General features: G+C 39.9%; 30 protein-coding genes. 7 read left to right on the top strand and 23 right to left on the bottom strand.

The genetic code is table 11. The features are described from left to right. Window positions 1-100 precede the first annotated feature (100 nt). Window positions 101-514, bottom strand: a complete 414-nt coding sequence (locus DN064_RS12665) for a MerC domain-containing protein (RefSeq protein ID WP_115463038.1) — start codon at window positions 512-514, stop codon at window positions 101-103. 339 nt (window positions 515-853) lie between these two features. Here DN064_RS12665 and DN064_RS12660 point away from each other — a divergent pair, with 339 nt between their 5' ends. After that, entirely contained in the window at window positions 854-1,237 is a 384-nt protein-coding gene (locus tag DN064_RS12660) for a Fur family transcriptional regulator (protein ID WP_115463037.1), read from the top strand. A 13-nt stretch (window positions 1,238-1,250) separates the two neighbouring features. Here DN064_RS12660 and DN064_RS12655 read toward each other — a convergent pair whose 3' ends face one another. The 6 genes from DN064_RS12655 to DN064_RS12630 all read right to left on the bottom strand — a co-directional run bounded on the left by DN064_RS12655 (window position 1,251) and on the right by DN064_RS12630 (window position 7,197). Beyond that, entirely contained in the window at window positions 1,251-2,792 is a 1,542-nt protein-coding gene (locus DN064_RS12655; RefSeq protein ID WP_115463036.1) for an acyl-CoA carboxylase subunit beta, read from the bottom strand. A 23-nt stretch (window positions 2,793-2,815) separates the two neighbouring features. Next, window positions 2,816-4,255, bottom strand: coding sequence for an acetyl-CoA carboxylase biotin carboxylase subunit (locus DN064_RS12650; RefSeq protein WP_115463035.1), 1,440 nt, complete (start codon window positions 4,253-4,255; stop codon window positions 2,816-2,818). Between the two features lies 1 nt (window position 4,256). Next, a complete protein-coding gene (locus tag DN064_RS12645; RefSeq protein WP_115463034.1) occupies window positions 4,257-4,733 on the bottom strand; it encodes an acetyl-CoA carboxylase biotin carboxyl carrier protein subunit in 477 nt (158 codons plus the stop codon). A gap of 106 nt (window positions 4,734-4,839) precedes the next feature. Then, a complete protein-coding gene (locus DN064_RS12640) occupies window positions 4,840-5,514 on the bottom strand; it encodes a PrsW family intramembrane metalloprotease (protein ID WP_115463033.1) in 675 nt (224 codons plus the stop codon). Continuing rightward, on the bottom strand, window positions 5,511-6,065 hold the full coding sequence (locus tag DN064_RS12635; RefSeq protein WP_115463032.1) for an NUDIX hydrolase: 555 nt from the start codon (window positions 6,063-6,065) through the stop codon (window positions 5,511-5,513). The genes DN064_RS12640 and DN064_RS12635 overlap by 4 nt, the downstream gene beginning before the upstream one ends. A gap of 43 nt (window positions 6,066-6,108) precedes the next feature. After that, on the bottom strand, window positions 6,109-7,197 hold the full coding sequence (locus DN064_RS12630) for a M42 family metallopeptidase (protein ID WP_115463031.1): 1,089 nt from the start codon (window positions 7,195-7,197) through the stop codon (window positions 6,109-6,111). A gap of 99 nt (window positions 7,198-7,296) precedes the next feature. On the opposite strand from DN064_RS12630, the gene DN064_RS12625 reads away from it, so the two are divergent. Together DN064_RS12625 and trhA are read left to right on the top strand one after the other, a co-directional pair. After that, on the top strand, window positions 7,297-8,004 hold the full coding sequence (locus DN064_RS12625) for a DUF4294 domain-containing protein (RefSeq protein WP_115463030.1): 708 nt from the start codon (window positions 7,297-7,299) through the stop codon (window positions 8,002-8,004). Then, entirely contained in the window at window positions 8,004-8,630 is a 627-nt protein-coding gene (gene trhA, locus DN064_RS12620; RefSeq protein WP_115463029.1) for a PAQR family membrane homeostasis protein TrhA, read from the top strand. Before DN064_RS12625 ends, trhA begins: the two co-directional genes overlap by 1 nt. Here trhA and DN064_RS12615 read toward each other — a convergent pair whose 3' ends face one another. The 5 genes from DN064_RS12615 to DN064_RS12595 all read right to left on the bottom strand — a co-directional run bounded on the left by DN064_RS12615 (window position 8,631) and on the right by DN064_RS12595 (window position 12,648). Continuing rightward, complete coding sequence (locus tag DN064_RS12615; RefSeq protein WP_115463028.1) at window positions 8,631-10,274, bottom strand: AsmA family protein; 1,644 nt, start codon at window positions 10,272-10,274, stop codon at window positions 8,631-8,633. Window positions 10,275-10,340: 66 nt separating this feature from the next. Continuing rightward, complete coding sequence (locus DN064_RS12610; protein ID WP_115463027.1) at window positions 10,341-10,628, bottom strand: hypothetical protein; 288 nt, start codon at window positions 10,626-10,628, stop codon at window positions 10,341-10,343. 177 nt (window positions 10,629-10,805) lie between these two features. Then, window positions 10,806-11,237 (bottom strand): DUF4268 domain-containing protein, encoded by a 432-nt coding sequence (locus DN064_RS12605; protein ID WP_115463026.1) that lies wholly within the window; start codon window positions 11,235-11,237, stop codon window positions 10,806-10,808. After that, complete coding sequence (locus DN064_RS12600; RefSeq protein ID WP_115463025.1) at window positions 11,237-11,908, bottom strand: ZIP family metal transporter; 672 nt, start codon at window positions 11,906-11,908, stop codon at window positions 11,237-11,239. Before DN064_RS12600 ends, DN064_RS12605 begins: the two co-directional genes overlap by 1 nt. A gap of 5 nt (window positions 11,909-11,913) precedes the next feature. Then, a complete protein-coding gene (locus DN064_RS12595) occupies window positions 11,914-12,648 on the bottom strand; it encodes a class I SAM-dependent methyltransferase (protein WP_115463024.1) in 735 nt (244 codons plus the stop codon). Between the two features lie 81 nt (window positions 12,649-12,729). On the opposite strand from DN064_RS12595, the gene DN064_RS12590 reads away from it, so the two are divergent. Continuing rightward, the gene (locus DN064_RS12590) at window positions 12,730-13,890 is read left to right on the top strand and encodes a THUMP domain-containing class I SAM-dependent RNA methyltransferase (RefSeq protein ID WP_115463023.1); all 1,161 of its coding nucleotides are present in this window, start codon (window positions 12,730-12,732) and stop codon (window positions 13,888-13,890) included. Between the two features lie 12 nt (window positions 13,891-13,902). Here DN064_RS12590 and DN064_RS12585 read toward each other — a convergent pair whose 3' ends face one another. The 8 genes from DN064_RS12585 to rlmD form a co-directional block, all read right to left on the bottom strand. Continuing rightward, window positions 13,903-14,694: a hypothetical protein gene (locus DN064_RS12585; RefSeq protein ID WP_115463022.1), complete on the bottom strand. Its 792-nt coding sequence runs from the start codon at window positions 14,692-14,694 to the stop codon at window positions 13,903-13,905. Between the two features lie 41 nt (window positions 14,695-14,735). Next, window positions 14,736-15,332, bottom strand: a complete 597-nt coding sequence (locus tag DN064_RS12580; protein WP_115463021.1) for a class I SAM-dependent methyltransferase — start codon at window positions 15,330-15,332, stop codon at window positions 14,736-14,738. 47 nt (window positions 15,333-15,379) lie between these two features. After that, window positions 15,380-16,048, bottom strand: a complete 669-nt coding sequence (locus DN064_RS12575; protein ID WP_115463020.1) for a class I SAM-dependent methyltransferase — start codon at window positions 16,046-16,048, stop codon at window positions 15,380-15,382. A 136-nt stretch (window positions 16,049-16,184) separates the two neighbouring features. Beyond that, a complete protein-coding gene (locus DN064_RS12570; protein ID WP_115463019.1) occupies window positions 16,185-16,730 on the bottom strand; it encodes a DUF4136 domain-containing protein in 546 nt (181 codons plus the stop codon). 59 nt (window positions 16,731-16,789) lie between these two features. Beyond that, window positions 16,790-17,341 carry a DinB family protein gene (locus DN064_RS12565; RefSeq protein WP_115463018.1) on the bottom strand — a complete coding sequence of 184 codons (552 nt, stop codon included), beginning with the start codon at window positions 17,339-17,341 and terminating at the stop codon, window positions 16,790-16,792. A 34-nt stretch (window positions 17,342-17,375) separates the two neighbouring features. After that, window positions 17,376-18,110 (bottom strand): DUF6048 family protein, encoded by a 735-nt coding sequence (locus DN064_RS12560; protein ID WP_232827493.1) that lies wholly within the window; start codon window positions 18,108-18,110, stop codon window positions 17,376-17,378. Further along, on the bottom strand, window positions 18,076-18,690 hold the full coding sequence (locus DN064_RS12555) for a hypothetical protein (protein ID WP_115463016.1): 615 nt from the start codon (window positions 18,688-18,690) through the stop codon (window positions 18,076-18,078). The genes DN064_RS12560 and DN064_RS12555 overlap by 35 nt, the downstream gene beginning before the upstream one ends. A 15-nt stretch (window positions 18,691-18,705) precedes the next feature. Continuing rightward, window positions 18,706-20,115, bottom strand: coding sequence for a 23S rRNA (uracil(1939)-C(5))-methyltransferase RlmD (rlmD, locus tag DN064_RS12550; protein ID WP_115463015.1), 1,410 nt, complete (start codon window positions 20,113-20,115; stop codon window positions 18,706-18,708). A 155-nt stretch (window positions 20,116-20,270) separates the two neighbouring features. Here rlmD and rocD point away from each other — a divergent pair, with 155 nt between their 5' ends. Then, a complete protein-coding gene (gene rocD, locus DN064_RS12545; protein ID WP_115463014.1) occupies window positions 20,271-21,551 on the top strand; it encodes an ornithine--oxo-acid transaminase in 1,281 nt (426 codons plus the stop codon). Between the two features lie 34 nt (window positions 21,552-21,585). On the opposite strand, the gene DN064_RS12540 is transcribed toward rocD, so the two are convergent. After that, window positions 21,586-21,918 (bottom strand): CCC motif membrane protein, encoded by a 333-nt coding sequence (locus tag DN064_RS12540; protein ID WP_115463013.1) that lies wholly within the window; start codon window positions 21,916-21,918, stop codon window positions 21,586-21,588. A 10-nt stretch (window positions 21,919-21,928) separates the two neighbouring features. After that, the gene (locus DN064_RS12535) at window positions 21,929-22,189 is read right to left on the bottom strand and encodes a DUF2752 domain-containing protein (RefSeq protein ID WP_115463147.1); all 261 of its coding nucleotides are present in this window, start codon (window positions 22,187-22,189) and stop codon (window positions 21,929-21,931) included. A gap of 99 nt (window positions 22,190-22,288) precedes the next feature. On the opposite strand from DN064_RS12535, the gene DN064_RS12530 reads away from it, so the two are divergent. After that, the gene (locus DN064_RS12530) at window positions 22,289-22,498 is read left to right on the top strand and encodes a hypothetical protein (protein WP_115463012.1); all 210 of its coding nucleotides are present in this window, start codon (window positions 22,289-22,291) and stop codon (window positions 22,496-22,498) included. Further along, a complete protein-coding gene (locus DN064_RS12525) occupies window positions 22,485-23,039 on the top strand; it encodes a Smr/MutS family protein (RefSeq protein ID WP_115463011.1) in 555 nt (184 codons plus the stop codon). The genes DN064_RS12530 and DN064_RS12525 overlap by 14 nt, the downstream gene beginning before the upstream one ends. On the opposite strand, the gene DN064_RS12520 is transcribed toward DN064_RS12525, so the two are convergent. Next, window positions 23,036-23,956 carry a hypothetical protein gene (locus tag DN064_RS12520; RefSeq protein WP_115463010.1) on the bottom strand — a complete coding sequence of 307 codons (921 nt, stop codon included), beginning with the start codon at window positions 23,954-23,956 and terminating at the stop codon, window positions 23,036-23,038. The genes DN064_RS12525 and DN064_RS12520 overlap by 4 nt on opposite strands. Window positions 23,957-24,006 lie beyond the last annotated feature (50 nt).

Below are 24,006 nucleotides of genomic sequence, written 5' to 3'. Positions count from 1 at the left end.
TTAAATGAATCCAGAATCAACTTAAACTCTAATAGTGTTCTTTGCTTGTTTACATCACTATAACTATGAATTCCATACCCATCTTTGTCAATATTAGGAATTAGACCCGATTGCAGCATGCCTCGTCTGCACACTGGCAATAACGTCTGTTGTACAAGTGTAGACCAACCAGAGACAGGGCAGGGAGGTAAATGATGCTTTCGGCCAATATCAGCCATTCTAATTTTTCATTAATTATGACGAACGTAAGTACGCTCCAGGCCAACCAAAAGGCGTATTTAATCCAGTTTTTACTGGTGTTTTTTACCGTCCAATACACGGCCAAAAAGGACAGTCCAATAAATAAAAGGTCGATGCTCTGCCACCAAATTGGGACATTGTGATGAAGCTCATGGTCCATACTCGTGTGGGCTATAAATAAAAAGGGCGTCGCTACACAATGTATAAGACAAATACCGCTTGCTAGGGCTCCAAGGATGTCTACGTTATAGCTACTAAGTGCTTTAATAGTCATTTTATCTGATCTCTAGGTATAAGCTTAATCATCAACCCAATGCCCAATGTATGTGCCATTTTGAACAAAACCGAATAAACAGTTCAGAATAACAGATACATGTGTGACCAGAATTTATGGTTCGTTTAATCTATTGATGACAGTGAAACCCTTGAATTAAAGTCTGGTTTAGAGCATAAGTCCTAACATTACTAACCAAATAACACATAAGCGGTAAGTAAGTCTTTAGACTGATGGTTTGATAGATTTAAGAACTGATCTTGTTACAATTTAATGCAACTAAGTTGCAAAAATACACTAAAATTTGAATATGCAACTTAGTTGCGTTAATTTTGTTGCATGGGGGTCATACGAAAAACCAAATCGGTAACAACAATTCTCTCTTACTTTAGTGATGGTCATGAAGCCATCTCGGTGGTGGACCTTGTGGAGCGTTTAAGTGATGAGATGAACAAGACCACCGTTTATAGAGTATTAGACCGTTTGGAAGATGAAGGTCTAATTCATTCTTTCTCTGGTGCTAAGGGACTTACCTGGTATGCCAAATGCCATGATTGCAGCAGTCATCATCATCAAGATGTGCACCCGCATTTTGAATGTAAAGAGTGTGGGAAGGTTGAATGCCTGGATGTTAGTATTGAATTGCCACAAATAAACAATCGCCACATAGAAACGGCTGATGTGTTGTTAACCGGTCAATGTGACGATTGTAAAAATCTCTAATAGTTTATTCTAACTACAATGGTATGTTACCGTGCTTTCTGTCAGGCTCAGCTACCTCTTTATTTTCTAACATATGAAAGGCCTTAATTAACTTTCTTCGGGTATCCTGTGGGAGGATAACCTCGTCCACATAGCCACGTTCGGCAGCACTGTATGGGTTGGCAAATAGATCGGCATATTCCGCTTCTTTTTCTTTCCACTTGGCTTCCGGATCTTCAGCTGTGACAATTTCGCGTTTAAAAATAATCTCGGCAGCACCTTTGGCTCCCATAACTGCAATTTCAGCACTTGGCCAGGCAAAATTCATATCGGCCCCAATATGCTTGGAATTCATAACGTCATAAGCTCCACCATAAGCTTTTCTGGTAATGACCGTCACCCTAGGCACTGTGGCTTCACTAAAAGCGTAAAGCAGTTTGGCCCCATGAACGATGATCCCATTCCATTCTTGGTCCGTCCCTGGTAAGAATCCTGGAACATCTTCCAATACCAACAACGGAATATTAAAGGCATCACAGAAGCGCACAAATCGGGCTGCTTTTTTAGAGCTGTTGGTATCAAGAACTCCCGCTAAAAACATGGGCTGGTTGGCCACGATACCAATAGATTTACCCCCTAATCGGGCAAAACCAACAATGATATTCTCGGCATAGTCTTTATGGATTTCGTAAAACGAATCTGTATCAATAATCCCTTCAATGACCTCCTTCATATCGTAAGGTTTGTTAGGATTGTCTGGAACAATGGTTTCTAACTCCACACGTAGTTCATCTTGCAATTGGAATTCCAAATCTTCAGAAATCTCACGATTGCTCTGCGGTAGATAACTCAGTAGCTTTTTCACATCTTCCAGACATTCAATATCATTGGAAGAGGTTCTATGTGCCACTCCAGACTTGGTGGAATGTACACTGGCACCACCTAATTCTTCACTGGTGACTTCCTCGTTGGTGACCGTTTTTACCACATTGGGTCCGGTGACAAACATATAACTGGTATCTTCTACCATGATGGTAAAGTCCGTCATAGCAGGGGAGTAGACTGCACCACCAGCACAAGGACCCATAATGGCAGAAATCTGTGGAATGACTCCCGACGCCTGTACATTGCGATAGAAAATATCGGCATAGCCTCCTAAAGAGCGCACTCCTTCCTGGATACGTGCTCCCCCAGAATCATTAAGTCCAATAATAGGAGCTCCTACATTGACTGCCATGTCCATGATCTTACAGATTTTTTCAGCATGAGTTTCAGAAAGTGATCCTCCAAAAACTGTAAAATCTTGAGCAAAGACGTAAACCAATCGGCCATTAACAGTTCCGTACCCCGTAACCACCCCATCACCGTAGAACTTTTGTTTTTCCATACCAAAGTCCTTGGTTCTATGGGTGACCAAAGCACCTATTTCTTCAAATGAGCCTTCGTCCAACAAGTACATGACACGTTCACGGGCCGTTAGCTTCTTCTTTTGGTGCTGCTTTTCAATCCGAGCTTCGCCACCTCCTAATTTGGATAGGGCTAGTTTTTTATTTAATTCGTTTATTTTGGTTTCCATTGAATTGTATTTAATTGGTACGATTAATTAGGGACACGTAATAATTTTTGGTCTTCTAGATATTGCTTTAAAGCAAGCTTGGCGGCAATTTCAGCTTCAACCTCACTGGCTTCATCGAGAGTACTAGGCGAGTAGTAATCTTTGACAAAATGCGTATCAAAATTTCCAGATCTAAAGGCCTCATGTTTACACACGAAACGACCAAAAGGCAAGGTGGTTTGCACTCCTTTGACGTGGTAATTATCTATGGCGTAGATCATCCATTCGATCGCCTCTGATCGGGTTTTACCAAAGGTTATGAGTTTTGATAACATGGGATCATAATAAATAGGAATATCCATACCCTCTTCAAAACCATTATCAACACGAACGTGCTCACCAACCGGTAGCTGGTAGACCTCCAGATTACCAACACTTGGCAAGAAATCATTCAAGGGGTCTTCAGCATACACGCGCAATTCCAATGCATGGCCGTTAATCTTTAGATCTTCCTGTTTTATATCGAGGACTTCGCCACGTGCTACCTTTATTTGAAGTTCCACAAGATCCACTCCCGAGATGATCTCAGAGACTGGATGCTCAACCTGTAAACGGGTGTTCATTTCTAGAAAGTAGAAGTTATGGTCGGCATCCATTAAAAATTCCACCGTGCCAGCACCTATATAATCACATGACCTGGCTACATTAATAGCAGCTTGTCCCATTTTTTCGCGAAGTTCTGGTGTTAGAATGGCTGAAGGCGCTTCTTCTACTACCTTTTGATGACGACGCTGAATGGAACATTCGCGTTCAAAAAAATGCAGGTAATTACCATGCATATCAGCCATCACCTGAATCTCAATATGACGTGGGGAAGTCACGTACTTTTCAATAAATACAGAACCATCTCCAAAAGCCGATGTGGCCTCACTGATGGCTCGGCTCATCTGTGACTCTAAATCTGCCTCCTTTTCAACGATGCGCATTCCCTTTCCACCTCCACCAGCGGCTGCTTTAATCAAGATAGGAAAGCCGATCTCCTTGGCTATAGAAATAGCCTCTTTAGGGTCTGTAATGGCATGATCTACACCAGGTACCATTGGAATGTCGTAATCCTTTACGGCATCCTTGGCGGCTAATTTATCACCCATCATCTGAATGGCTTTAGATCGCGGACCTATAAAAGTGATGTCATTAGCCTCACATAATTCTGCAAACTCAGCGTTCTCACTTAAGAAGCCATAACCTGGGTGAATACCATCCACATCCATGGCTTTGGCTACTTCAATAATTTTATCTCCTCTTAGGTAAGATTCTGCAGAAGGAGCAGGACCAATACAAACAGCTTCACCAGCATACTTCACGTGAGGGGCATGACGGTCTACTTCAGAATAAACGGCTACTGTTTTAATTCCCATTTGTTTAGCGGTTCGCATGACTCTTATGGCAATCTCACCACGGTTCGCAACTAGTATCTTTTTCATCTTACTCAAATTCAATTAATAATGCGTTTTTATCCACGGTGTCAGTCTCGTTGACCTTCACAGATTTAATGATACCCTCACGAGGAGAGGTAATCACATTTTCCATTTTCATAGCTTCAAGAATCAATAGCGAATCATCCTCTTTAACCTCCTGGCCTTCCTTAACATTGATCTCAAGAATAAGACCTGGCATTGGCGCTTTGATATCATTCACCTGTTTATGCGCTCCTACAGAGAAGCCCATATGATCAATAAGTTGATCCAGATCGTCCTTTATCACCACCTCATAGCTATTATTATTGACTTTGATGGTGTACGACTTTTGGTTGAAATTGGAATCTAAAATTTGAGCCTTGACCGAAGCATTGTTTTGAAGAATGTGAAATTGATAGTCTTCGGTTTTAACAGCATCCAGATCCTGGAGACTGTCTTTACTAATGGTAAACTCTTTATTACCATTAACCTTTATTTGATACATAGGAATTTATTTTAAAACGAATGCTAAATTAGCTGTAAAAAGTCCTTGAAAATATGAAATAAATCATAATTCTTTAAAGAGTTTTAGGAATCTTAAACCACTTCTATTAGGTCTTGAAATTTGAATTCTTCTGGTGTGCTTTTATGGCTTTTCTAGATAATGCCACACCTACTATAAGCGATATAAAGGCACCGATGGATATACCCGGAATAAAGTTGATGAACAAAAAGAAATCATAGGCTCCATGAAATAATACCGCTAAAAATAGGCCCGTTAAATTGAGGCGCAATCGCGATTTGGAAAATTTAGCCTTACCCATGTAATAACCCATAAGTACTCCAAAGGTGGCATGGGCAGGAACGGCTGTAAAGGCTCTTACAATGGCAGTTGAGGAACCACCTTCTAATACATATAAAATATTCTCAGTACAAGCGAAGCCCATAGATACCATTACAGCATAGATAATCCCATCATAAGGTTCATCAAAAGCCGCTTTTGGTTGTGAATAATAGCGCACAACAATGTACTTGCTAAACTCTTCTGCAAGGGCGACCCCAATAAAGGCATGTATAAACTGTTGCCAAATACTGTACTCATCTGTAACACCAGTGAGATGACCCGTAAGGAAGTACAGCGCAAAAACTACGATGACACTTAGTACCGCCCCTAGTAAAAAACTTCCAATGAGAAGGGCTGGGGGCTCCTTATCATAACGGTCCTGTATGTACACATAGATGATAATTACCAGTACCGGTGCAACAGCCATCCAAAATAAACTCATAATAATCTTTTTTGAATTTGCCCAATGATAAACTGGTAATAGGGTATGTTGGTGGGTATAAAATGGCTGTTGGTTCTGCTGTTATTCAACAAAGTTTTAAACTCCGGTATAGAAACGAGTTTAATGGCTTCCACTTCTTCAGTATTGATAAGCAGTGAGGCCAAGGGAGTGTTGAATTCGGCAACAAACATTTGATGAAATTCATAATCTTTTATGGCGCCATTATTGTATTCTCCTTTATGCAGTTCGGCACCAATATGAATTAATTGCGATTCCTTGAGATCAATACCTATCTCTTCCTTGGCTTCCCTTAAAGCCGCTTCTTTAAAGGATTCGCCAGCATCAATATGCCCTGCTACCGAGACATCCCATAGCATTGGGTGAATTTGCTTCAGGTGACTGCGCTGTTGCAAAAGTATCTCACCAGATTTGGTGTACAACCATAAATGCACTGTATTGTGATACCACCCATTTTTATGCGCCTCAGATTTTAAAGCAGTAGTGCCGGTGGGCTCACCAAGTTCAGTAATAATATCAATTATTTCGTCCATAAAAAATAAACCTCAGACATCGAGTATCTGAGGTTTTATAGGTTTAATCGAAGTAACTAAAAGTATCTCCGCTCTTAATTTTCAGTAGCGATTCGTAAATCAGTTTAATCACATTTTCCACATCATCTCTTTGTACCATCTCTACAGTAGTGTGCATGTATCTCAGTGGTAATGAAATTAAGGCAGAAGCAACGCCTCCATTGCTATAGGCAAAGGCATCTGTATCGGTTCCGGTAGCTCTAGAAAGTGCAGCTCGTTGAAACGGAATTTCCTTTTCTTCAGCGGTTTCAGTAATTAAATCACGAAGACGTTGTTGTACTGCTGGCGCATAGGCTACCACAGGGCCTTTTCCTATTTCTGCCAATCCTTGTTTTTTAGGATCAATCATTGGAGTAGTGGTGTCATGGGTCACGTCCGTTACAATGGCGACATCAGGCTTTATAGTTTCAGTGATCATTTCGGCACCACGCAGCCCAATTTCTTCCTGAACAGAATTGGTGATGTACAATCCAAAAGGCAGCTTTTTTCCATTTTCATACAGTAAACGTGCCACTTCAGCAATCATAAAGCCACCCATTCTGTTGTCCAGAGCGCGGCAAACAAACTTATTACCGTTTAGGACATGAAACTCATCAGGATAGGTGATCACACAGCCCACATGGACTCCCATATTTTCAACTTCCTCTTTATCCTTGGCTCCAATGTCTATACAAATATTGTCCGGTTTTGGTGGCTCTTCTTTAACTCGACTTCTGGTATGAATGGCTGGCCATCCAAAGACACCTTTAACAATACCTTTTTTGGTATGAATGTTCACAATTTTAGACGGGGCAATCTGGTGATCGCTACCACCATTTCTAATGACGTAGATCAATCCCTTGTCTGAAATGTAATTAACATACCATGAGATTTCATCGGCATGGCCTTCAATTACCACTTTATAATCGGCCTCTGGATTGATGACTGCAACTGCAGTTCCATAGGTATCGGTAATAAATTCATCAACGTATGGTGTCAGATAGTTCATCCATAGTTTCTGGCCGTCCCATTCGTATCCTGTTGGGGCAGCATTATTTAAATATTTTTCAAGAAATTCTAGTGAAGAATCGTTCAAAATACTCGTGTCTGGCATAGGTCTTTAATTTTTGCCTAAATTAACAATATTCACAGGAATTTAGGGTTTAAGGAGCTATTAATTCTTAATTTTGAACGTCCGTTCAGGTGACGATTTATGAAGGTTTTTAAACTGCAATACTTCCTATATTTTTTCTTTATTCTTGTTGTATTTTCTCAAGGTATAAGGGCTCAGGAAAACCCTGTTAAAAAGGACAGTACTAAATTTGTGTATTTGATTGAAGGGGATTCCATTCCCATAACCTCTATTGAATTACGGGAAGTCCTGGTATTGCCAAAACTGCGTTTTGATAACAATGAGGACCGTCGCAATTACATCATTTTAAGAAGGCGCACGCTAAAAGTGTACCCTTATGCCAAATTAGCTGCTGAACGACTGGTGACCTTAAAGGAGCGATTATCATCTATAGATAAGCGTCGCGATCAAAAGAAGTATGCCAAGCGTGTCCAGAAGTACATTGAGCAGGAGTTCTCAGCTGAACTCAAGAAGCTTACCCGTAGTGAGGGCCGTATATTATTGAAATTAATTCACCGACAAACCGGTGAAACAGCGTTCGACTTGATAAAAGAATTGCGCAATGGGTGGCGGGCCTTCTGGTACAATAATACTGCTAGTATTTTTGATCTTTCTCTTAAGGTTATTTATGATCCCATAAATGTTAAAGAGGATTTCTTAATTGAGGATGTTTTGCTTAGGGCATTTCAGAATGAGATTCTGGAACGTCAGGAACCTGCTTATGAGATTGATTATTACAATCTAAGCGATAAATGGAGATATCAACCCCCAAAAGAGATAGATAAGTAATGCGTCAACAAACCAATACAGAAGAGCGTTGGAATGCCCTCACTCACGGAATTGCTGCAATTTTTGGAGTCCTTGGACTCATAGTCATGTGTATAAAGGTAGATGTGGATCAAAGTTGGGGCTTGTTCAGTGTCATGGTTTACGGACTGTCACTTGTCATTCTGTTTACAGCATCAACACTGTATCATTATGTGCGTTCAGAAGCCTGTAAGCATTATTTCAGGATTGTAGATCACATCAGTATTTACCTGCTAATTGCCGGTACCTACACACCGGTTTTGCTACTATTACTTTCGGATTCTTTAGGCTGGACTTTATTCTGGATTATCTGGGGTATAGCGGTTTTTGGATTGGTATTAAAGCTCTTTTTTACCGGTAAATTCGAGATCTTTTCAACCCTTTTATATCTGGTAATGGGTTGGTTGATTGTCTTTGACTTCACCAATCTTTCGAATGCCATGGATCCCTTAGGTATTGCCTGGTTGTATGCTGGTGGATTATTTTACACGGTAGGAATTGTGTTTTATGTGATACAAAAAATACCTTTTAATCACGTCATATGGCATTTGTTTGTCATGGGAGGCGCTTTCTGCCATTTTATGATGATCTATTTCTATGTCCTGTAGTTATTTCTTTTTCTTTTTCTTTTTTTTGTTGTTGTTGTTGTTGGTACCCAGTAATGCTCTAACACTTTTTGCTGGAATGATATACTGCGTGCCATCCAAGACTCCAGCTACAATGTGCTGAAAGGGTGATCTGTAAATGTTGCGCTCGGTATTGTAAGTAGCTGTTTCGTAGCGTTTCTGATTAGGCAGGTTGTTATGTTTAATTGCGGCATTGGCTATTGAACTTAACATGCCATCCTTTTTATTACTACCATCATCATTTTCCTTGTAAACTGTTAATTGCAGATTTTCATAATCCATTACTAGGCTGTTGCTGGAACCATAAAAAGAGGCATTCATTTTATAGTCAAGATGTTTCATTTGCCCTTCTTTAATTTCCACTCCCAGAAGTGGTACAAGGCTTCTACTAAGCGCTGTCATGTCCATGGGCCCTACCGTAGTATACAGTTTAAAAGAATCCCTATCATAAGGAACATTTAGTGCTATATTCATATCACCTGCACCATTTAATTTCGCCGTAAAATTGGCATCAAAATCCTTGAATTCCTCCTTGCGCTCAGGAAAGGTGGTTAGCTGTGTAATGGCGCCATTGACATCCGTAATTTCTATAACCCCCGTTTTTTTCTTGTTAACACTTAATTCTCCATACAATATGGTTGAATTGCTGATAAGAATGGAATCCAAATCAATCCTAAAGGGAATCTTATCTACAATCCCCTTAAACAACGGTTTTTCAACGTCCGGTGGTCTGGGGAGGTTTTTATTTCGTTTCATACTCAACATGAGTCCATCGATATGCATGCGCTCTGCCTCAATGTCCAGGTCTGACCAAAAACTAGATGAAAAGTTCATATTAGAAATACATAGCGAGTCTAAGGCAAATTCCATGACGTCATCCTGTAAACCTCGTTCTTCACTAATAGCTACCCAGTCTTTATAATAATGAAGTGAGACATCTTTTAAGATAATGCTCTCATTGGTCATGCTGTAATCAATAAAGCCTAATTTGGCCTCTGTGTAAGGATTGATCTGATAGTAGGCAGAATCCAATTCCACCTCGAGATTACCAAGCTTAAATGGTATAATATGTGTTAACTGAACCGAATCCGTTTCAATTTCACTAGCCACAATATTGATTCGGCTCAATTCGCCGATAAGGGTGGAGTCACCTTCTTTCATAAGAACCGATCCGTCTTTGATCTGAAACTGGTCTAGGTCTAACCTTGAGAGAATATCACTAAACAGCCCTTGCATACTTTGACCTTTAGTTTTTTTGGTAGAGTCTGCATAGATAGCGAGATCAAAGGTTGGGGAAACAAATTTTAGTTCATCGATAGAAACCGATTTGCTGAAAACGAACCTGCTCCACTTAAAACCACTGAGCTCCGCATAATCAACAGATCCGTTAACTATGACACCAGTAGTCTTTTTTGTCAGTGGAGTAATTTTTACCTCATCCAGAGTAATGCCTTTAAAAAGAGTGTGCAAATCAAAATCGGCATAAGTAATGTCGTAAGCCCTGTCTGGGTTCTTATTGATAAGGGCCTGGAACTTGGTTTCCAGAAACCACTCAGTTAACTTTAAAAGTCCAAATAAAACAACAACTACAATGAGTACAATTTTTAACCATTTCTTCATAATCATAGACAGGTATCAGCCTTTGTGCTGACACTCTGATAGTTAAAAATAGTCTTTTTTCTTGAAGCTGAACTAGGAGTGCAACATCCAAGTCTCAAATAATTCCATAAGATCGCCAACGGCTAGTGTCCCCCATAAAACAAGAAGCGCTACCAGATATTTCAAACCGCGAGGCACATTGAGATGTAATATTCGGCTAACAGCGGTATCAAATCCTGGTAGGTATACTAGGGCAAAAAGCATGTACAAGACACCAAATAAGACGCTTACATACCAGACATTTAATAAACCTATGAGAAGAAAAAAACCAAAAAAGAGGAAGGAACTAAAGCTCCAAAGCGAGATTGACCCTGTTTTCATTTGCTATTAATTAATCAATGGATGAAGCTAATATATAGAAATAACAGGGCACTACAAGGTAAAAAATTACGGATAATGTAATAATTATACACCTTTTATGAACAATTAATAATTAATTGGGAAATAAATAGCGATACATTAAATAATTCTCTTATTACCTTAATTTCTATAAGACTATTAAGAGGGCTTTATAATATCTCTGTATTCTTGAAAAAAGGCTTCAAATAGCATCATGTGTGTGTTAAAGAATTTCATTACCTGATGCCATGAATTCTTATTATGAATGGAAACTTTGGCTTCCAGGGGTATATATATGCGTGATATTTCCTTACCATTATCCAGATAGAAGCTTTCTTCAAAGATGGCGTCTGGAAGAAAATCATTGAGAAGAATACTTTTTAAGGCTAGCAATTTTTCCCAGCAGTTGATGCGGTTTTCAAGATCGTCCTCCAGATCCAGTGTCACATAGGCTTTCTTAGTATCGAAATAAAATTTAAATGAAAGACCCTTAATTTTGGTGTTATACAAGATCCATTTTCTTGGGAACGATTTTCCAAAACTGGTCCAGAATTCCTGGCGTAAGAGTCTACTTTCTTCTTTACTAAACATTATATAAAATAGGCTACTGCTATTCCGGCAACAATGGCGATAAGTTTTGACAAGTTAAACGAATGCCCGTCACCAGATTCAAAAATTATAGTTGTTGAAATGTGCAGAAAAATTCCAATAACTAATGCATTGGTAGCATATATGGTTTCAGGTTCTAGGGGTAATACGGCACTGCTCCAGGCCCCGAGCGGTGTCATTAAAGCAAAGAGCATAATAAACATTGTAATCTTAAGGCGTGATAACTTGGTCTTTAAAAAGTAACTTGTAAGTAGTATGGCAATAGGTATTTTATGAATGAGCACTCCATAAAGCATGCTGTCGTGGTGATGAATGGGAAAACCTTCTAAAAATGAGTGCAGTGCCAGACTAATAAAAAGTACAAAAGGGAAGCGGTGCTGGGATTTGCTAAAATGCATATGTCCGTGTTCTGCACCTTTTGAGAAAAATTCTAGAATGATTTGTAATAGGATGCCGCACATAATAAGCACTCCTGTTTTTTTGGCATTCATATGCTCGTATACCTCTGGCAATAGGGAAAACAAACTCATGGCCAATAAAAAGGAGCCGCTAAAAGACAGTAACAAGCGTATGGTAGACGATTTATGATCATTAATGACCAAGGCAATTCCGGCACCTACTAAAACAGCAAAAAAAGGAAGTACAAATTCCATGTGCTTTATTTAAAGATCATAATTAAACGTTCGGAATGTTGGGGGTGAAATTTTCCAAGATTATAATCACCAAAGACATCTAGTAAATGTACCCCTGCTTGCTCAAACAATTGTTCAAAATCTTCTAGAGTGAAGGCTTTAACACGTTCCTGAAATTCATAGTCTTGCCCTTCTTGAGTAAATGCAATATCCTTAATAATGTGTTTGTTTTCAATTTTACGCTTCAACCGAAAATCAATACCCTCCACCGTTTTGGTGTTTTCTGCCACTAAATGTGCTTCAACGTAGGCAACATTCATAAAATCAATCACCCCAAAACCATAAGGGTTCAACTCTTGACGAATGGCCTGGATGGTTTTTAAATTGCAGGTCTCATCCTCAAAGTATCCAAAACTGGTGAATAAATTAAAAACAGCATCAAAGGTATTTGGATAAGGGCGGCTCATGTCATGAACCTCGAAATTAAGAGATTCATTTTCAAACTGTTTGGCGTGAGCGATGCTTTGTTCAGAGAGGTCCACACCTGTCACCTGATACCCAAGTTTGTTTAGGTAAATGGAGTGCCTGCCTTTACCGCAGGCCAAATCTAAAATAGACCCATTTTTAGGTAAATTAAGATAGTTGGTAAGTTTATCCATAAACGACTGTGCCTCGTCATAATCCCTGTCCTTGTATAGGATGTGATAAAACGGGGTGTCAAACCAGGACGCATACCAATGCGTTTTTGCCGAATGGGTCATCAACACTAATTATTAGATTTAAGCACAAAGGCTTACAGGCAGCAAAAATAAATTATTTTTGCATCCACTTAGACGCTGCTCATGGAGAATAATTTCAGTATGCTTGCCAAGACCCTTTATGGGTTTGAACCCATTCTTGCCCGCGAATTACGCAATATGGGTGCCATAAATGTCAAGGAAGGAGTACGCAGTGTCTCATTTGAAGGTGACAAAGGTTTTATGTATAAAGCCAATTTAGGCTTGCGTACAGCCATCAAGATTCTTAAACCTATTAAGAGCTTCCATGTTACCAATGAAACAGATCTTTACAATCAGGTGAGGCGCTTTAAGTGGGAGCGCTATTTAAAGGCAGAAGGCACCTTGGCTATTGATGCTACAGTACATTCTCAGGTATTTACCCATTCTAAGTATGTTGCCTTAAAAGTTAAGGACGCCATTGTGGACCGCTATAGAGAATTGGATGGTATACGTCCCAATGTGGATTTAAAATTCCCAGATCTTCGGGTCAATGTGCACATCGACAGAAGCCGCTGTACCCTGTCATTGGATACCTCAGGACAGTCCTTGCACCAACGTGGTTATAAAACAGCTACTAATATTGCACCTATTAATGAGGTTTTAGCGGCGGGAATGATTCTTATGAGTGGTTGGGATGGACAAACCGACTTCATGGACCCCATGTGCGGTAGTGGCACCATTTTGGCCGAAGCTGCCATGATCGCTTGTAACATACCACCCAATTTAATGCGTAAGGAGTTCGCTTTTGAACGCTGGCAGGATTGGGATGTGGATCTGTTTGAGACCATTGAAGAGTCCCTTTTAAAAAAGACCCGCGAATTTCATCACGAGATTATTGGTTATGATAAATCCCCGTCAGCAGTACGTAAGGCAAAGGCCAATATTAAGAATGCCCATCTGGAGGATTTTGTTAAAATAGCCCATGAGGACTTTTTTAAAACTAAAAAGAATACTGAAGGCAAACTCACCATGGTATTCAACCCGCCTTATGGGGAACGTTTGGAATTATTGGACCTTGAAAAATTCTATGGGGACCTGGGTACTACGTTGAAACATGGTTATCCTGGAACCGAAGCCTGGTTGATTACCTCGAATCTGGAAGCTTTGAAGCATGTAGGATTGCGCCCTTCCAGGAAAATCAAACTATTTAATGCCAAACTGGAATCTCGCTTCGTTAAATACGAGATGTACGAAGGCAGTAAAAAGGCTAAGAAAAACACATAGGTTAGTTTTATACTAGTTGATCTTGTATTGACCAATTCCCAGAAATCGTTTTAGAATTTTACTAGGTTTAAAATAATTACGGTGGTAAAAGGCGTGTTTTTGCTTAACAATGGATTTAACATCGCGCGAAGTTGGCGGTTTCGATTGCTTGTCAATGACCAAATGAGGCCATTCCATACAGGTTAGCTTGAATTTTAAATCCATAAATTGCTGACTCAGTGCAATCTCCCCTTTAGTAATAATATTTTCTTTTTCTGTTTCTTCGCTCCCCGGAAAACCACTCTCTAATTGATTTAGATAGTGCATACTGGATAAAAATGCATAAGTCTGCACATGAGGTAGATCATTACTGTCGCTTCTTAAATGAAGGTCATAGAAATTAATTGTGCTACCACAGATGGCCACTTTATCGAATCGTTCAAATTGGTTGATAAATCCTTGGTACCAATTCTTAAGGTAAGGGCCATGCCCACTTCTGTTTTGGAAAAAAACGTAATCATCCGATGCTGCTAGTGGGGTCACTTTGTCTAACATATGATTAAAGGAACTAAAATCTCTCCCCACATTGGACTTATGAAAAATGCTACAGAGTTTAATGAAGGGATGGTTTGCAAACAATTGTTTTACACGATCTATAAAGTTATGATCATGTTCACCAACAGGATTAACTTCACTAATGGCAACGAACAACTGCACCGCGTCCACACCTGGATCCTGCTCCTTTAAGCGCTTTAGATTTTTTAAATCTGTAGCAAAGGAAGGCATATCATTAGCGGTGGCATAGCAGTGAAAGTATGTTCTCATGTGGTTATAGATTCTTATACCATGACAGGGGTAAAAGTAGTTTAAACAATAATCCCCAAACCGTAATGATAGGGGTAGTTATAGAGGCTTTTCCCGGTGTCTTTCGCAATATCAATCACTGCTTTTCTCACTTCTGGAAAGCTATTGGTATCGTGAAAGATGCAGCATTTACTATGTTCAACCGCCCATAAGCCACACTCATAAGTCTCTTTATAATTATGTATAATATCTACATGCGCAAAGTCGTACTGCTTGGTATCCTTTACAATCCAGTCTTTATAATCCGATTTATGGAGGGTGATGTTACTGTAGTCTTTTAAATTCTCTTTAGTGGTTTCATAATGATCTTCCTTGTGAAGCGTATGAATATCTCCACAAAAAATATCCACACCAGTGACATTTTTAAAATAGTTAGAAAACACCACTGATGAATAGCCAAATTCAACTCCAAACTCAATACAACTATCGCGATTAATATCAAATTGCTCAAGAATGTCTTCTATGATGGCCTCTAGACCTATCCATGCCGATTTAATTTCCAAAAGTCGTGGAGGTATGCCCTTTTTCTTGGGTTTATATTCTTGAATTGGAAGCTGCCGTTGCACTAGCCACTCCTTTACTTTACTCTTTAAGCCCATTAGAAAATATTGATTTTAGTTAGTTGCAGTTTAATTTCGTTACTAGATTAAAAAGAGGGGGTCCCTGTTTGTTCATGAAACGGAGCTTCACGTGGCTTTTTCTCAACTACCAGGATACTGTCATAATAATGCAGTGAATCCACAGATTTGGTAAATGAATTTACCTTTAGCGAGCGCTGCTTGGAATGAAACGCATGAATAAAATCGATGAAATTCTTACTGTATTCTATAAATGAGCTACGGCGTTTATGACCACCTCCCCATCTGCTTAAATAAGACGTGTGCAAGTCTTCACACAAATAGACCCCATCGTCCTTGACATGATCAAAAAGTTCCTCATAGGAGACAATTTGTTGCTTCATAGTATGACCGCCATCGTCGATAAAAATATCCACTTTAGGAATTTGAGCCTTAACCTGCCTTAAAAACTTACGGTCAGACTGCGAGCCAATGAATATCTTTATATTTTCCTCTTCCAGATCCTGGCATTTAGGGTTGACATCAATGCCATAAATCTTGGCCTTATCTCCAAAGTAGTTTTTCCACATTTGAAGACTACCTCCATGTGATACCTCAATTTCCAAAATGTTAATTTCTTTATTTCTAAAACGGCTGAAATGACGCTCATAAACATCGAAATAGTGATTCCACTTGTGGATCAAACGTCCATCGTTATTTCTAAAGTAAACTTCTAAATCAGATTTTGATTGTTCCATACAGTTCTTGAGTGCTTTTGATTAATTGTATTGATGATTAACGTGTATTCTAATGCTACGAATATAACCAAATAAAAACGGGATTTATAAGACAAACTACAATGCTAAAATCAAGAATTTAATTCTAACAAAAGACCTATTGTACCACCTTGCTTTTAGGGTAGGTTTCAAACAACTGGTTTATCAGGTCGACTGTATAGCTTTTAACTTGGGCCTTGTTTTTCTTCAGATCACATGGCATGGAGGCCTGCCAGAGCACGGTATTGGTTTTAAAATTAGCAACATAGGCAATCAGAGTCTCCTGGTTGTAAGTTTCTTTATGAATCTCACAGCTTTCCCAGTATTCCAATTCGTCTGAATGTTCGCAATTATTAAATTTGGCTGTTTCCTCGTTAATGGCAATTCTAAAGCCCGCCTGTAATTGCGGCTCAAATACATTAGTCCTGTGGCCTCTGACCTCCATGGCATTACCTATGGCGTCACCCACCAATTGGCGTGCCTCTTCATTATCAATCTTGGGGTGGTCCAGGTGGATCACCATCATATCGTCGCTACACAAGACATAAGTGGAGTAGCTATCAAAATCAACAGAAAGATCGTAATCGTACATCACAGACTGGGTGCTCACGCAGCCAAAGAGAATCAAGGTTATTAGCCCCAAACAAGTTTTAAACGCTCTCATAACAAAAGGATTTAGTATCCTAATGTCATGAATTTAGTATAAATAGCCTATGATAATTATCAGCTTTGGGCCGTCTCTAGGTATTGCTGCTGGAAGTCTTTTAAGATCTTAAGATGGTGGTCCACATGGTAAGCAGACCACATGATGAGCTCTCTAATAGGCATCTTGCCCATTAAGGGGTGGGGTAGGATGTTCTTGTCCAGGAAGCTATCAGACAAATGGGTGGTTTTATAGGATAGCTTTTTTTCTTCTACCAGTAAGCGATCTAGTAGGTATTGTTTTTCGCTAAGCGCTGGTATCCCCATGTTTTGTGAGCCTTTGTAGACCAGGCCTTTGCTCTGTTCCAGACGTTCTTGATAGCGTTTTACCACTTGTTCATAAGGCCGCACCTCCCGGTTGGATTTTCCATATTTCCAGGACAATATGAATTTGGGTAGGCTTAAGGCCAGATTCAAGGGTTTGGTACTTTGCAATAGGTGCTTGGTATGCTGCCCAGTAGTCCATTTGCCCTCAGGGGCAAACTCCCAAAAACCGTCGTCTGAGGTTTTTACAAAATTCACATAATTGCTATAGGATTGGTCGAGTAGTTCTGCAATGGCGGCTGTTTCCATAGCTTCTAATCTACAAAAATCTTTGTGATTAAGATTATTCCTCGTAGACTACCTTGTCCTTTTTAAAGACTGGTATGCGGTAAGAGAGGGTATAACCAAAGCCCCAGCCCAAAGGACCACTATCAAAGGTCTTGTTAAAGCCCGGTATCCAGAGGTTTTCAAAATTATCCGGTGATTTCTCGGTAATAAGGCCTTTTAGTTGGACGTTGATGCCCATATACAAATTCTTAACCAGTTCAGCCTTGATACCAAACACCATTTCTAGCCAAAGCGCATTGAGGCCTGAAAATTCTTGTGGATCGTCTACGATGACTTCATTATCCCAGTAACTGTTATTAACGTTGTAAATACTGTAGGCATTAAGGGTTTGATTAAAAGAACTTCCACCAACACGAAATCCTACAAAGATAAGGTTATCCATATCCAACCAGTTCTGGTACATGTTATAGTCCACCCCAGCTTTTAAAAATGATCCTTGTGAAGTGGCATTAAGGGCATTGTCAGAAATGGTACGTTCTTCAATTCCTAGTTCCCCAGCGATGTAAAGCTTTTTGGTAATCCTAAAGTCTCCAATGATCTCAAAACCCGAGTAGTTTTTATCTACAGCAGTACGGATGAGTTTTCCAATATCGGTTCCCAGACGCAGGCCATACTTTTGTTTGTAGATGGTGGAATCTTTAAGTGTGACTTCTTCCTGAGATGCCCCCGTCATAGTTCCAACAAGCCAGAACAGGCTAATGCAAAAGATCAATATGGGTCGCATCTTCATTCTCTACTATAATATTATCGGTGATGTTGTTATCCGGAAATCGGAATCCAAGGATCCAATTGTCACCATCGTCCACTATTTCTACACGTAAATTCTTAAATATACTTTTGTAGCCACAGGCTCTGGACACATACACGTATTCAGTTACATAAGTGAAATTGACAATGTCCACATTAGAACTGGTCTCGTCATCATTGTCTAGACGCAAATCTGTACGGCGTTCAAAGGCATAGCTGGTGGTTGTTGTTACTGGTTCACCATCAGGACCTACTTCGGGTCCCACAATAAGTGGTGGTTTTACCTCATTAACACTCACATTAAAAACCCGAGATGTTTCAAAGGGTTCTCTAAGTATGGCACTGGAATTATCTTCGTTTGTTGGAGGGTCAAAAGCTGGGTCATTACCATACACCGATAATTGCGGTGCAAACTTGAGTTCCTCTTGGTTGGCAATGTCATAAAACTCAATCAGCAAGCGTGGAGTAGTAGGGGTAAATTCTGAGCAAATATCGTCGCGCTCGCAATCCGACAACAACATTGCGGCGATAAAAAGGAATAGAATGTGTTTTAAGGATTTCATTTGGTTGTCAGGGCCTCAAATTTTTTCCAATAATACAACATTTTCTACATGATGCGTCTGTGGAAACATATCCACTGGTTGCACTTTAACTACTTTATACTGATCCTTCATTAATTCCAGGTCACGGGCCTGTGTGGCGGAGTTACAGCTTACATAAACAATCTTTTCGGGATTGAGCTTCAGCAATTGCTGCACCACATCTTTATGCATTCCATCACGCGGTGGATCTGTGATCACCACTTCTGGTTGCCCATGTTCGGCAATAAAGGCATCGTTAAACACTTGTTTCATATCCCCTACATAAAACGAAACGTTGTCGATACCGTTTAATTGTGCATTCTCTTTGGCCGCTGAAATAGCATCGGGAACGGCTTCAACACCCACCACAAATTTGGCCTTTCTGGATACAAACTGTGCAATGGTCCCAGTCCCGGTATACAAATCGTAAACTAGCTCGTTACCGCTAAGACCTGCAAAGTCACGTGTGATTTTGTACAATTCGTAGGCCTGCTCAGAATTGGTTTGGTAAAAGGACTTAGCATTGATCTTAAACTTCAGACCTTCCATTTCCTCAAAAATATAATCGCGTCCCGCATAACAAATAATATTCTGATCGTAGAGCGTATCGTTAGCCTTGTTATTAACAACATAGAGTAGGGCAGTGATCTCAGGGAAACTAGTCTTTAGAAAATTCATTAGGCTTTCAATAGCCTCAACATCATTTTCAAAGAATTGAATTAGCACCATTAACTCTCCGGTACTACTGGTACGAATCATCAAGGTACGAAGCAAACCAGTCTTATTACGGGTATTAAAAAAGGCCATGCCTTGCTCGGTAGCAAAGGTTCTAACAGCATTTCTTATAGCATTGGAGGGGTCTTTTTGTAACCAGCAATGTTCGATGTCGATGATCTTATCCCACATGCCGGGAATGTGAAAACCTATGGCGTTGCGGTTACCAATAGGATCTTTTGAATTGATCTCTTCTTCTGTTAACCAACGACTATCGCTAAACGAGAATTCCATCTTATTGCGGTAATAATACTGAGCTTCTGATCCCAGAATGGGGGTGACCTCAGGTAATTCTATATGACCAAGACGTGTTAGGTTGTTAACCACTTCTTTCTCCTTGTATTCCAACTGTGAAGCATAATCCATATGCTGCCATTTACAACCTCCACAGGTACCAAAATAAGCGCATTTGGGATCGGTGCGTTTGCTGGAATATTTGTGAAAATGTACAGCCTTACCTTCATAATAAGCTTTGCGCTGTTTGTAAGTTTGAATGTCCACGACATCCCCCGGAACGGCATTATTAAGGAAGATCACGCGGCCATCCTCAGCTCTGGCTACCGATTTACCTTTGGCCCCAGCGTCTATAACTTCCACCTCCTTAAATAGTTTTCGTTTGTTTCGTCTTGACATGGCGCAAAAATAGAATAATTGGCAGGATTACTCTTCAAATTCCTGATAGATTTAGTAATTTGCACAGCCTTAAGTTTGGATGATTTCTCTCCTTGTAAACCTGGCAATTTGCTTAAGCAGGAATCGATTTTTGTTTGTTTTAAAAAACTATAGCTATGGCTGTTTTAGATCACATTTCCTCTCAGGAGGCAATGGCACTTGAAAACAAGTACGGTGCACAAAATTACCATCCGCTGCCTGTTGTATTAAGTAAGGGAGAAGGCGTTTTTGTATGGGATGTAGAAGGAAAAAAATATTATGATTTTTTATCGGCGTATTCGTCACTTAACCAGGGGCATTGTCACCCAAAAATAGTGAATGCTATGACTGAGCAGGCACAGCGTTTGACGCTGACCTCTCGAGCATTTTATAATGATATGCTTGGGCGTTACGAGAAATACGCTACGGAGTATTTTAAGTTTGATAAGATGCTACCCATGAATTCTGGTGCTGAGGCGGTAGAAACCGCCTTGAAACTGTGCCGTAAATGGGCTTATGAGGTTAAGGGTATTGACCTTAACAAGGCAGAAATTGTGGTTTGTAATAACAATTTCCACGGACGTACCACCACCATTATTTCGTTTTCTAACGATCCTGTGGCTAGAAAGAATTTTGGGCCTTACACCAATGGATTTATTAAAGTAGAATACGATAATCTTGAAGCTTTAGAAGCAGTTTTGAGTAGCAATCCTAACATTGCGGGATTTCTGGTAGAACCTATTCAAGGGGAGGCTGGAGTATATGTACCCAGTGAGGATTATCTGATTAAAGCCAAGGCTCTTTGTGAGCAGTACAATGTCTTGTTTATTGCTGATGAGGTGCAAACAGGTATTGCCAGAACAGGGCGCTTGTTAGCTACCTGTGGTAATTGTACTTGTGCCGATAAAGATTGTTCAGGTACCCCTGATGTAAAACCAGATATTTTGGTTTTAGGCAAAGCCTTAAGTGGTGGTTTGTATCCGGTATCTGCCGTTATGGCGAGTAACGAGATTATGAACGTCATCCAACCTGGAAACCATGGAAGTACCTTTGGTGGTAATCCCATTGCAGCGGCAGTGGCCATTGCTGCCTTAGAAGTGGTAAAAGATGAGCAATTGGCAGATAACGCCGATTATCTTGGCAAGGTGTTTAGAGCTGAAATGAACAAGTATATTAAGACCAGTTCTATTGTTTCCAGCGTAAGAGGAAAAGGCTTATTAAATGCCATCGTAATAAATGATCATGAAGATTCTGATACCGCATGGAATATTTGTTTAAAACTACGTGACAATGGTTTGCTAGCCAAGCCTACCCATGGAAATATTATACGATTTGCACCACCGCTGGTGATGACCGAAGATCAGCTGTTGGATTGTGTGAGCATCATCACTAAAACCCTGGCAGAATTTGAAGTATAAAAAAAGCGACCAATTGGTCGCTTTTTTGTTGATGCTATTGTCCTTGCATTTCTAAGAGTTTCTCTTGAAGCAGTTCTGGATCCTGAAGTGCTTCCACACCGATGGCAGCAATGATCCATACAATATATATTATAAACAGGATACTCAATACAATACCAATGACCCCCATAATTTTACCTGCCTGTACATTACCATAGCCATCGTACTTTTCAGGTTCGGCTTTGTAGAGTTTGGTAGCCTTGGTTCCTAAAATAACGGCAACGATACCAAAAATGGTACCTGGGAGCCCGTAACAGCAGCAACCGATAATTGAGAGTATACCCATTACCAAAATTAGGGTGTCATTTGGTAGTCTTTGTTTTTCCATAATAAGTGGATTAAAAGTGTTTTATAAAATAACTGATTACAATAATAAGAATATTAAGAATAAATAAGCCCAGTAAAATCTTGTGTCCAAACTTAAAATTTAGCTTCAGGTGCAGAGCCAGAATGGCAAACATTAAAATCAAGGTATAAATGGCTGGATACATCTGAAAAGCAGCTAAAAATTCTCCCTGAAATACTAGGGCAAGTGAGCGTTGAAAACCACAGCCAAAGCACTCAAAACCAAAGTTTTGTTTCCATAAACACGGGAGCATGTGTTCTTCTATATGGGCGGTGGAACTGTGCATAAAACAAAAATAATCTAATTTAAGAAACATCATTTTATCTTTTAAGGATTCTCTTAATTTTGCAGTATGCGAGCGCTTAAAAGAAATTTCAGCTACATTTTGATTCTGGTCGGTGGTATTTTGGCCCTTTACGAGCAAAGCCTTTCTGAGCCTAATCAGTATTTATTGATCCTTGGTTTATTTATGCTTATGGCAGGTATCTACTTCACCTCGCGCCGAATTCCACCTAAGAATATGAGCAACGAGGAAGATCAAGAAACAGATGAGCAAGTTTAAAGCTGGAGATTGGGTGGAAACTTTGGATGATAACATCCGAGGGAAGGTGTTATCTCTAAATGGTAGCACGGTTCAGCTAGAAGACTCTGATGGTTTTGTAATGGAGTTTCAAGAGGTGGATTTGATTAAAATCCCTGAGTCTCAGATTCATGCGAAAATTGATTGGGACGATGTTACCAAAGCTCGACTGCACAAAGAACTTGGGGAAAAGAAACGCAAGACCGTTCCTAAAACTCCTAAAAAGCGCACAGAAAATATCTTCTCCGTGGATTTACATATTGAGAAGTTGGTGGACTCCACTAAGGGCATGACTAATTATGATATGCTAAATCTACAGCTAGATACCGCTCGCAAGCAATTGGATTTTGCCATTAAAAAGAACATGCAGCGCATGGTGTTTATCCACGGTGTGGGTGAGGGGGTCTTAAAAATGGAATTGTACACTTTATTGCGCCGATATGATCACATCAAATTCTACGATGCCGATTTTAGAACTTACGGCTATGGAGCTACAGAAGTGAGGATATATAAGGAGTCTTAATCCTCCTCGCTATTGGAAATAATTATACTGGTAATGTAGGTTCCGAAGGTGGCACGTTGGTAGCTAATAACTTGTAAACTGATGTCCACAGCAATAAACTTTGTGGTGTATTGTTCCGTATAGTTATTAAAATTATCAGGAGCGGGCTCAAAACTTTCACTGGCTTCCTCATCCAGAAAACGCGGCGTATTGATATTTTGTGATTCCTCATCAAAGTCATCAAATAAGTTACCGTTCCTGTTTTCATCCTCCTCAATTGTTGGAGTGTTATCACCATCATCATCTGGGTCCAAATAATCAGGAAGTTCATCACCATCAGTATTCCGTGGGTTGGTGGCTGGATTGTTATCCCCATCTGCATTATCATCTTCTAAGGCTGTTGGAACATTATCGCCATCGTCATCCTGGTCTAAATAGTCGGGAATGCCATCTTCATCAGTGTCCGTCGGGTTTGTGGAGGGATCGTTATCTCCGTCTAAGTTTAGATCTTCAGTTTCTGTAGGAATCCCATCATCATCAAAACTTATGAGTGAGGTGGATAGTTCAACTTCACCTGAACCTGCTTCATAGTCGGCAGTAACAACAACACTACCATCATCAACGATGGCACATAAATCTGGATCGCTGTTATAGGTCCGATACAAAAACCGTCTTTCATTTTCATTAATAGGGAAGACCACTGGGTCATCTTCTGAAATCACTGAGTCAAATAAGCGCTCATTAAATTCAGTTCTTGGAATTATGAATATTAATGCTTCTGCTGGATCTTGATTGATATCATAGATTAAGAACTCATCAACAAAATTGTCACAACGTTCTAACTCCCCACTAAAAATTAATTGATTGGTAATTACATCCCCGTCTGAGCAGGCTACAAGGCCCAATAGTACTATGGCAAAACCAAATAATCGCTTCATAAAACTGTTTCCTTATTGGGCAAAAATAGCTAATTGCAGTCTTAAAACGT

This window comes from Winogradskyella aurantiaca, assembly GCF_003362725.1.
GTDB lineage: Bacteria > Bacteroidota > Bacteroidia > Flavobacteriales > Flavobacteriaceae > Winogradskyella_A > Winogradskyella_A aurantiaca.
The sequence above is the reverse complement of the archived record's forward strand: the minus strand, read 5'-3'. Positions and strand labels throughout refer to the sequence as shown.

Coding starts and splice junctions, on each gene's coding strand:
- DN064_RS12665 (WP_115463038.1), bottom strand. CDS start 514: ATGACTATTAAAGCACTTAGTAGCTATAACGTAGACATCCTTGGAGCC.
- DN064_RS12660 (WP_115463037.1), top strand. CDS start 854: ATGGGGGTCATACGAAAAACCAAATCGGTAACAACAATTCTCTCTTAC.
- DN064_RS12655 (WP_115463036.1), bottom strand. CDS start 2,792: ATGGAAACCAAAATAAACGAATTAAATAAAAAACTAGCCCTATCCAAA.
- DN064_RS12650 (WP_115463035.1), bottom strand. CDS start 4,255: ATGAAAAAGATACTAGTTGCGAACCGTGGTGAGATTGCCATAAGAGTC.
- DN064_RS12645 (WP_115463034.1), bottom strand. CDS start 4,733: ATGTATCAAATAAAGGTTAATGGTAATAAAGAGTTTACCATTAGTAAA.
- DN064_RS12640 (WP_115463033.1), bottom strand. CDS start 5,514: ATGAGTTTATTTTGGATGGCTGTTGCACCGGTACTGGTAATTATCATC.
- DN064_RS12635 (WP_115463032.1), bottom strand. CDS start 6,065: ATGGACGAAATAATTGATATTATTACTGAACTTGGTGAGCCCACCGGC.
- DN064_RS12630 (WP_115463031.1), bottom strand. CDS start 7,197: ATGCCAGACACGAGTATTTTGAACGATTCTTCACTAGAATTTCTTGAA.
- DN064_RS12625 (WP_115463030.1), top strand. CDS start 7,297: ATGAAGGTTTTTAAACTGCAATACTTCCTATATTTTTTCTTTATTCTT.
- trhA (WP_115463029.1), top strand. CDS start 8,004: ATGCGTCAACAAACCAATACAGAAGAGCGTTGGAATGCCCTCACTCAC.
- DN064_RS12615 (WP_115463028.1), bottom strand. CDS start 10,274: ATGATTATGAAGAAATGGTTAAAAATTGTACTCATTGTAGTTGTTGTT.
- DN064_RS12610 (WP_115463027.1), bottom strand. CDS start 10,628: ATGAAAACAGGGTCAATCTCGCTTTGGAGCTTTAGTTCCTTCCTCTTT.
- DN064_RS12605 (WP_115463026.1), bottom strand. CDS start 11,237: ATGTTTAGTAAAGAAGAAAGTAGACTCTTACGCCAGGAATTCTGGACC.
- DN064_RS12600 (WP_115463025.1), bottom strand. CDS start 11,908: ATGGAATTTGTACTTCCTTTTTTTGCTGTTTTAGTAGGTGCCGGAATT.
- DN064_RS12595 (WP_115463024.1), bottom strand. CDS start 12,648: ATGACCCATTCGGCAAAAACGCATTGGTATGCGTCCTGGTTTGACACC.
- DN064_RS12590 (WP_115463023.1), top strand. CDS start 12,730: ATGGAGAATAATTTCAGTATGCTTGCCAAGACCCTTTATGGGTTTGAA.
- DN064_RS12585 (WP_115463022.1), bottom strand. CDS start 14,694: ATGAGAACATACTTTCACTGCTATGCCACCGCTAATGATATGCCTTCC.
- DN064_RS12580 (WP_115463021.1), bottom strand. CDS start 15,332: ATGGGCTTAAAGAGTAAAGTAAAGGAGTGGCTAGTGCAACGGCAGCTT.
- DN064_RS12575 (WP_115463020.1), bottom strand. CDS start 16,048: ATGGAACAATCAAAATCTGATTTAGAAGTTTACTTTAGAAATAACGAT.
- DN064_RS12570 (WP_115463019.1), bottom strand. CDS start 16,730: ATGAGAGCGTTTAAAACTTGTTTGGGGCTAATAACCTTGATTCTCTTT.
- DN064_RS12565 (WP_115463018.1), bottom strand. CDS start 17,341: ATGGAAACAGCCGCCATTGCAGAACTACTCGACCAATCCTATAGCAAT.
- DN064_RS12560 (WP_232827493.1), bottom strand. CDS start 18,110: ATGAAGATGCGACCCATATTGATCTTTTGCATTAGCCTGTTCTGGCTT.
- DN064_RS12555 (WP_115463016.1), bottom strand. CDS start 18,690: ATGAAATCCTTAAAACACATTCTATTCCTTTTTATCGCCGCAATGTTG.
- rlmD (WP_115463015.1), bottom strand. CDS start 20,115: ATGTCAAGACGAAACAAACGAAAACTATTTAAGGAGGTGGAAGTTATA.
- rocD (WP_115463014.1), top strand. CDS start 20,271: ATGGCTGTTTTAGATCACATTTCCTCTCAGGAGGCAATGGCACTTGAA.
- DN064_RS12540 (WP_115463013.1), bottom strand. CDS start 21,918: ATGGAAAAACAAAGACTACCAAATGACACCCTAATTTTGGTAATGGGT.
- DN064_RS12535 (WP_115463147.1), bottom strand. CDS start 22,189: ATGCTCCCGTGTTTATGGAAACAAAACTTTGGTTTTGAGTGCTTTGGC.
- DN064_RS12530 (WP_115463012.1), top strand. CDS start 22,289: ATGCGAGCGCTTAAAAGAAATTTCAGCTACATTTTGATTCTGGTCGGT.
- DN064_RS12525 (WP_115463011.1), top strand. CDS start 22,485: ATGAGCAAGTTTAAAGCTGGAGATTGGGTGGAAACTTTGGATGATAAC.
- DN064_RS12520 (WP_115463010.1), bottom strand. CDS start 23,956: ATGAAGCGATTATTTGGTTTTGCCATAGTACTATTGGGCCTTGTAGCC.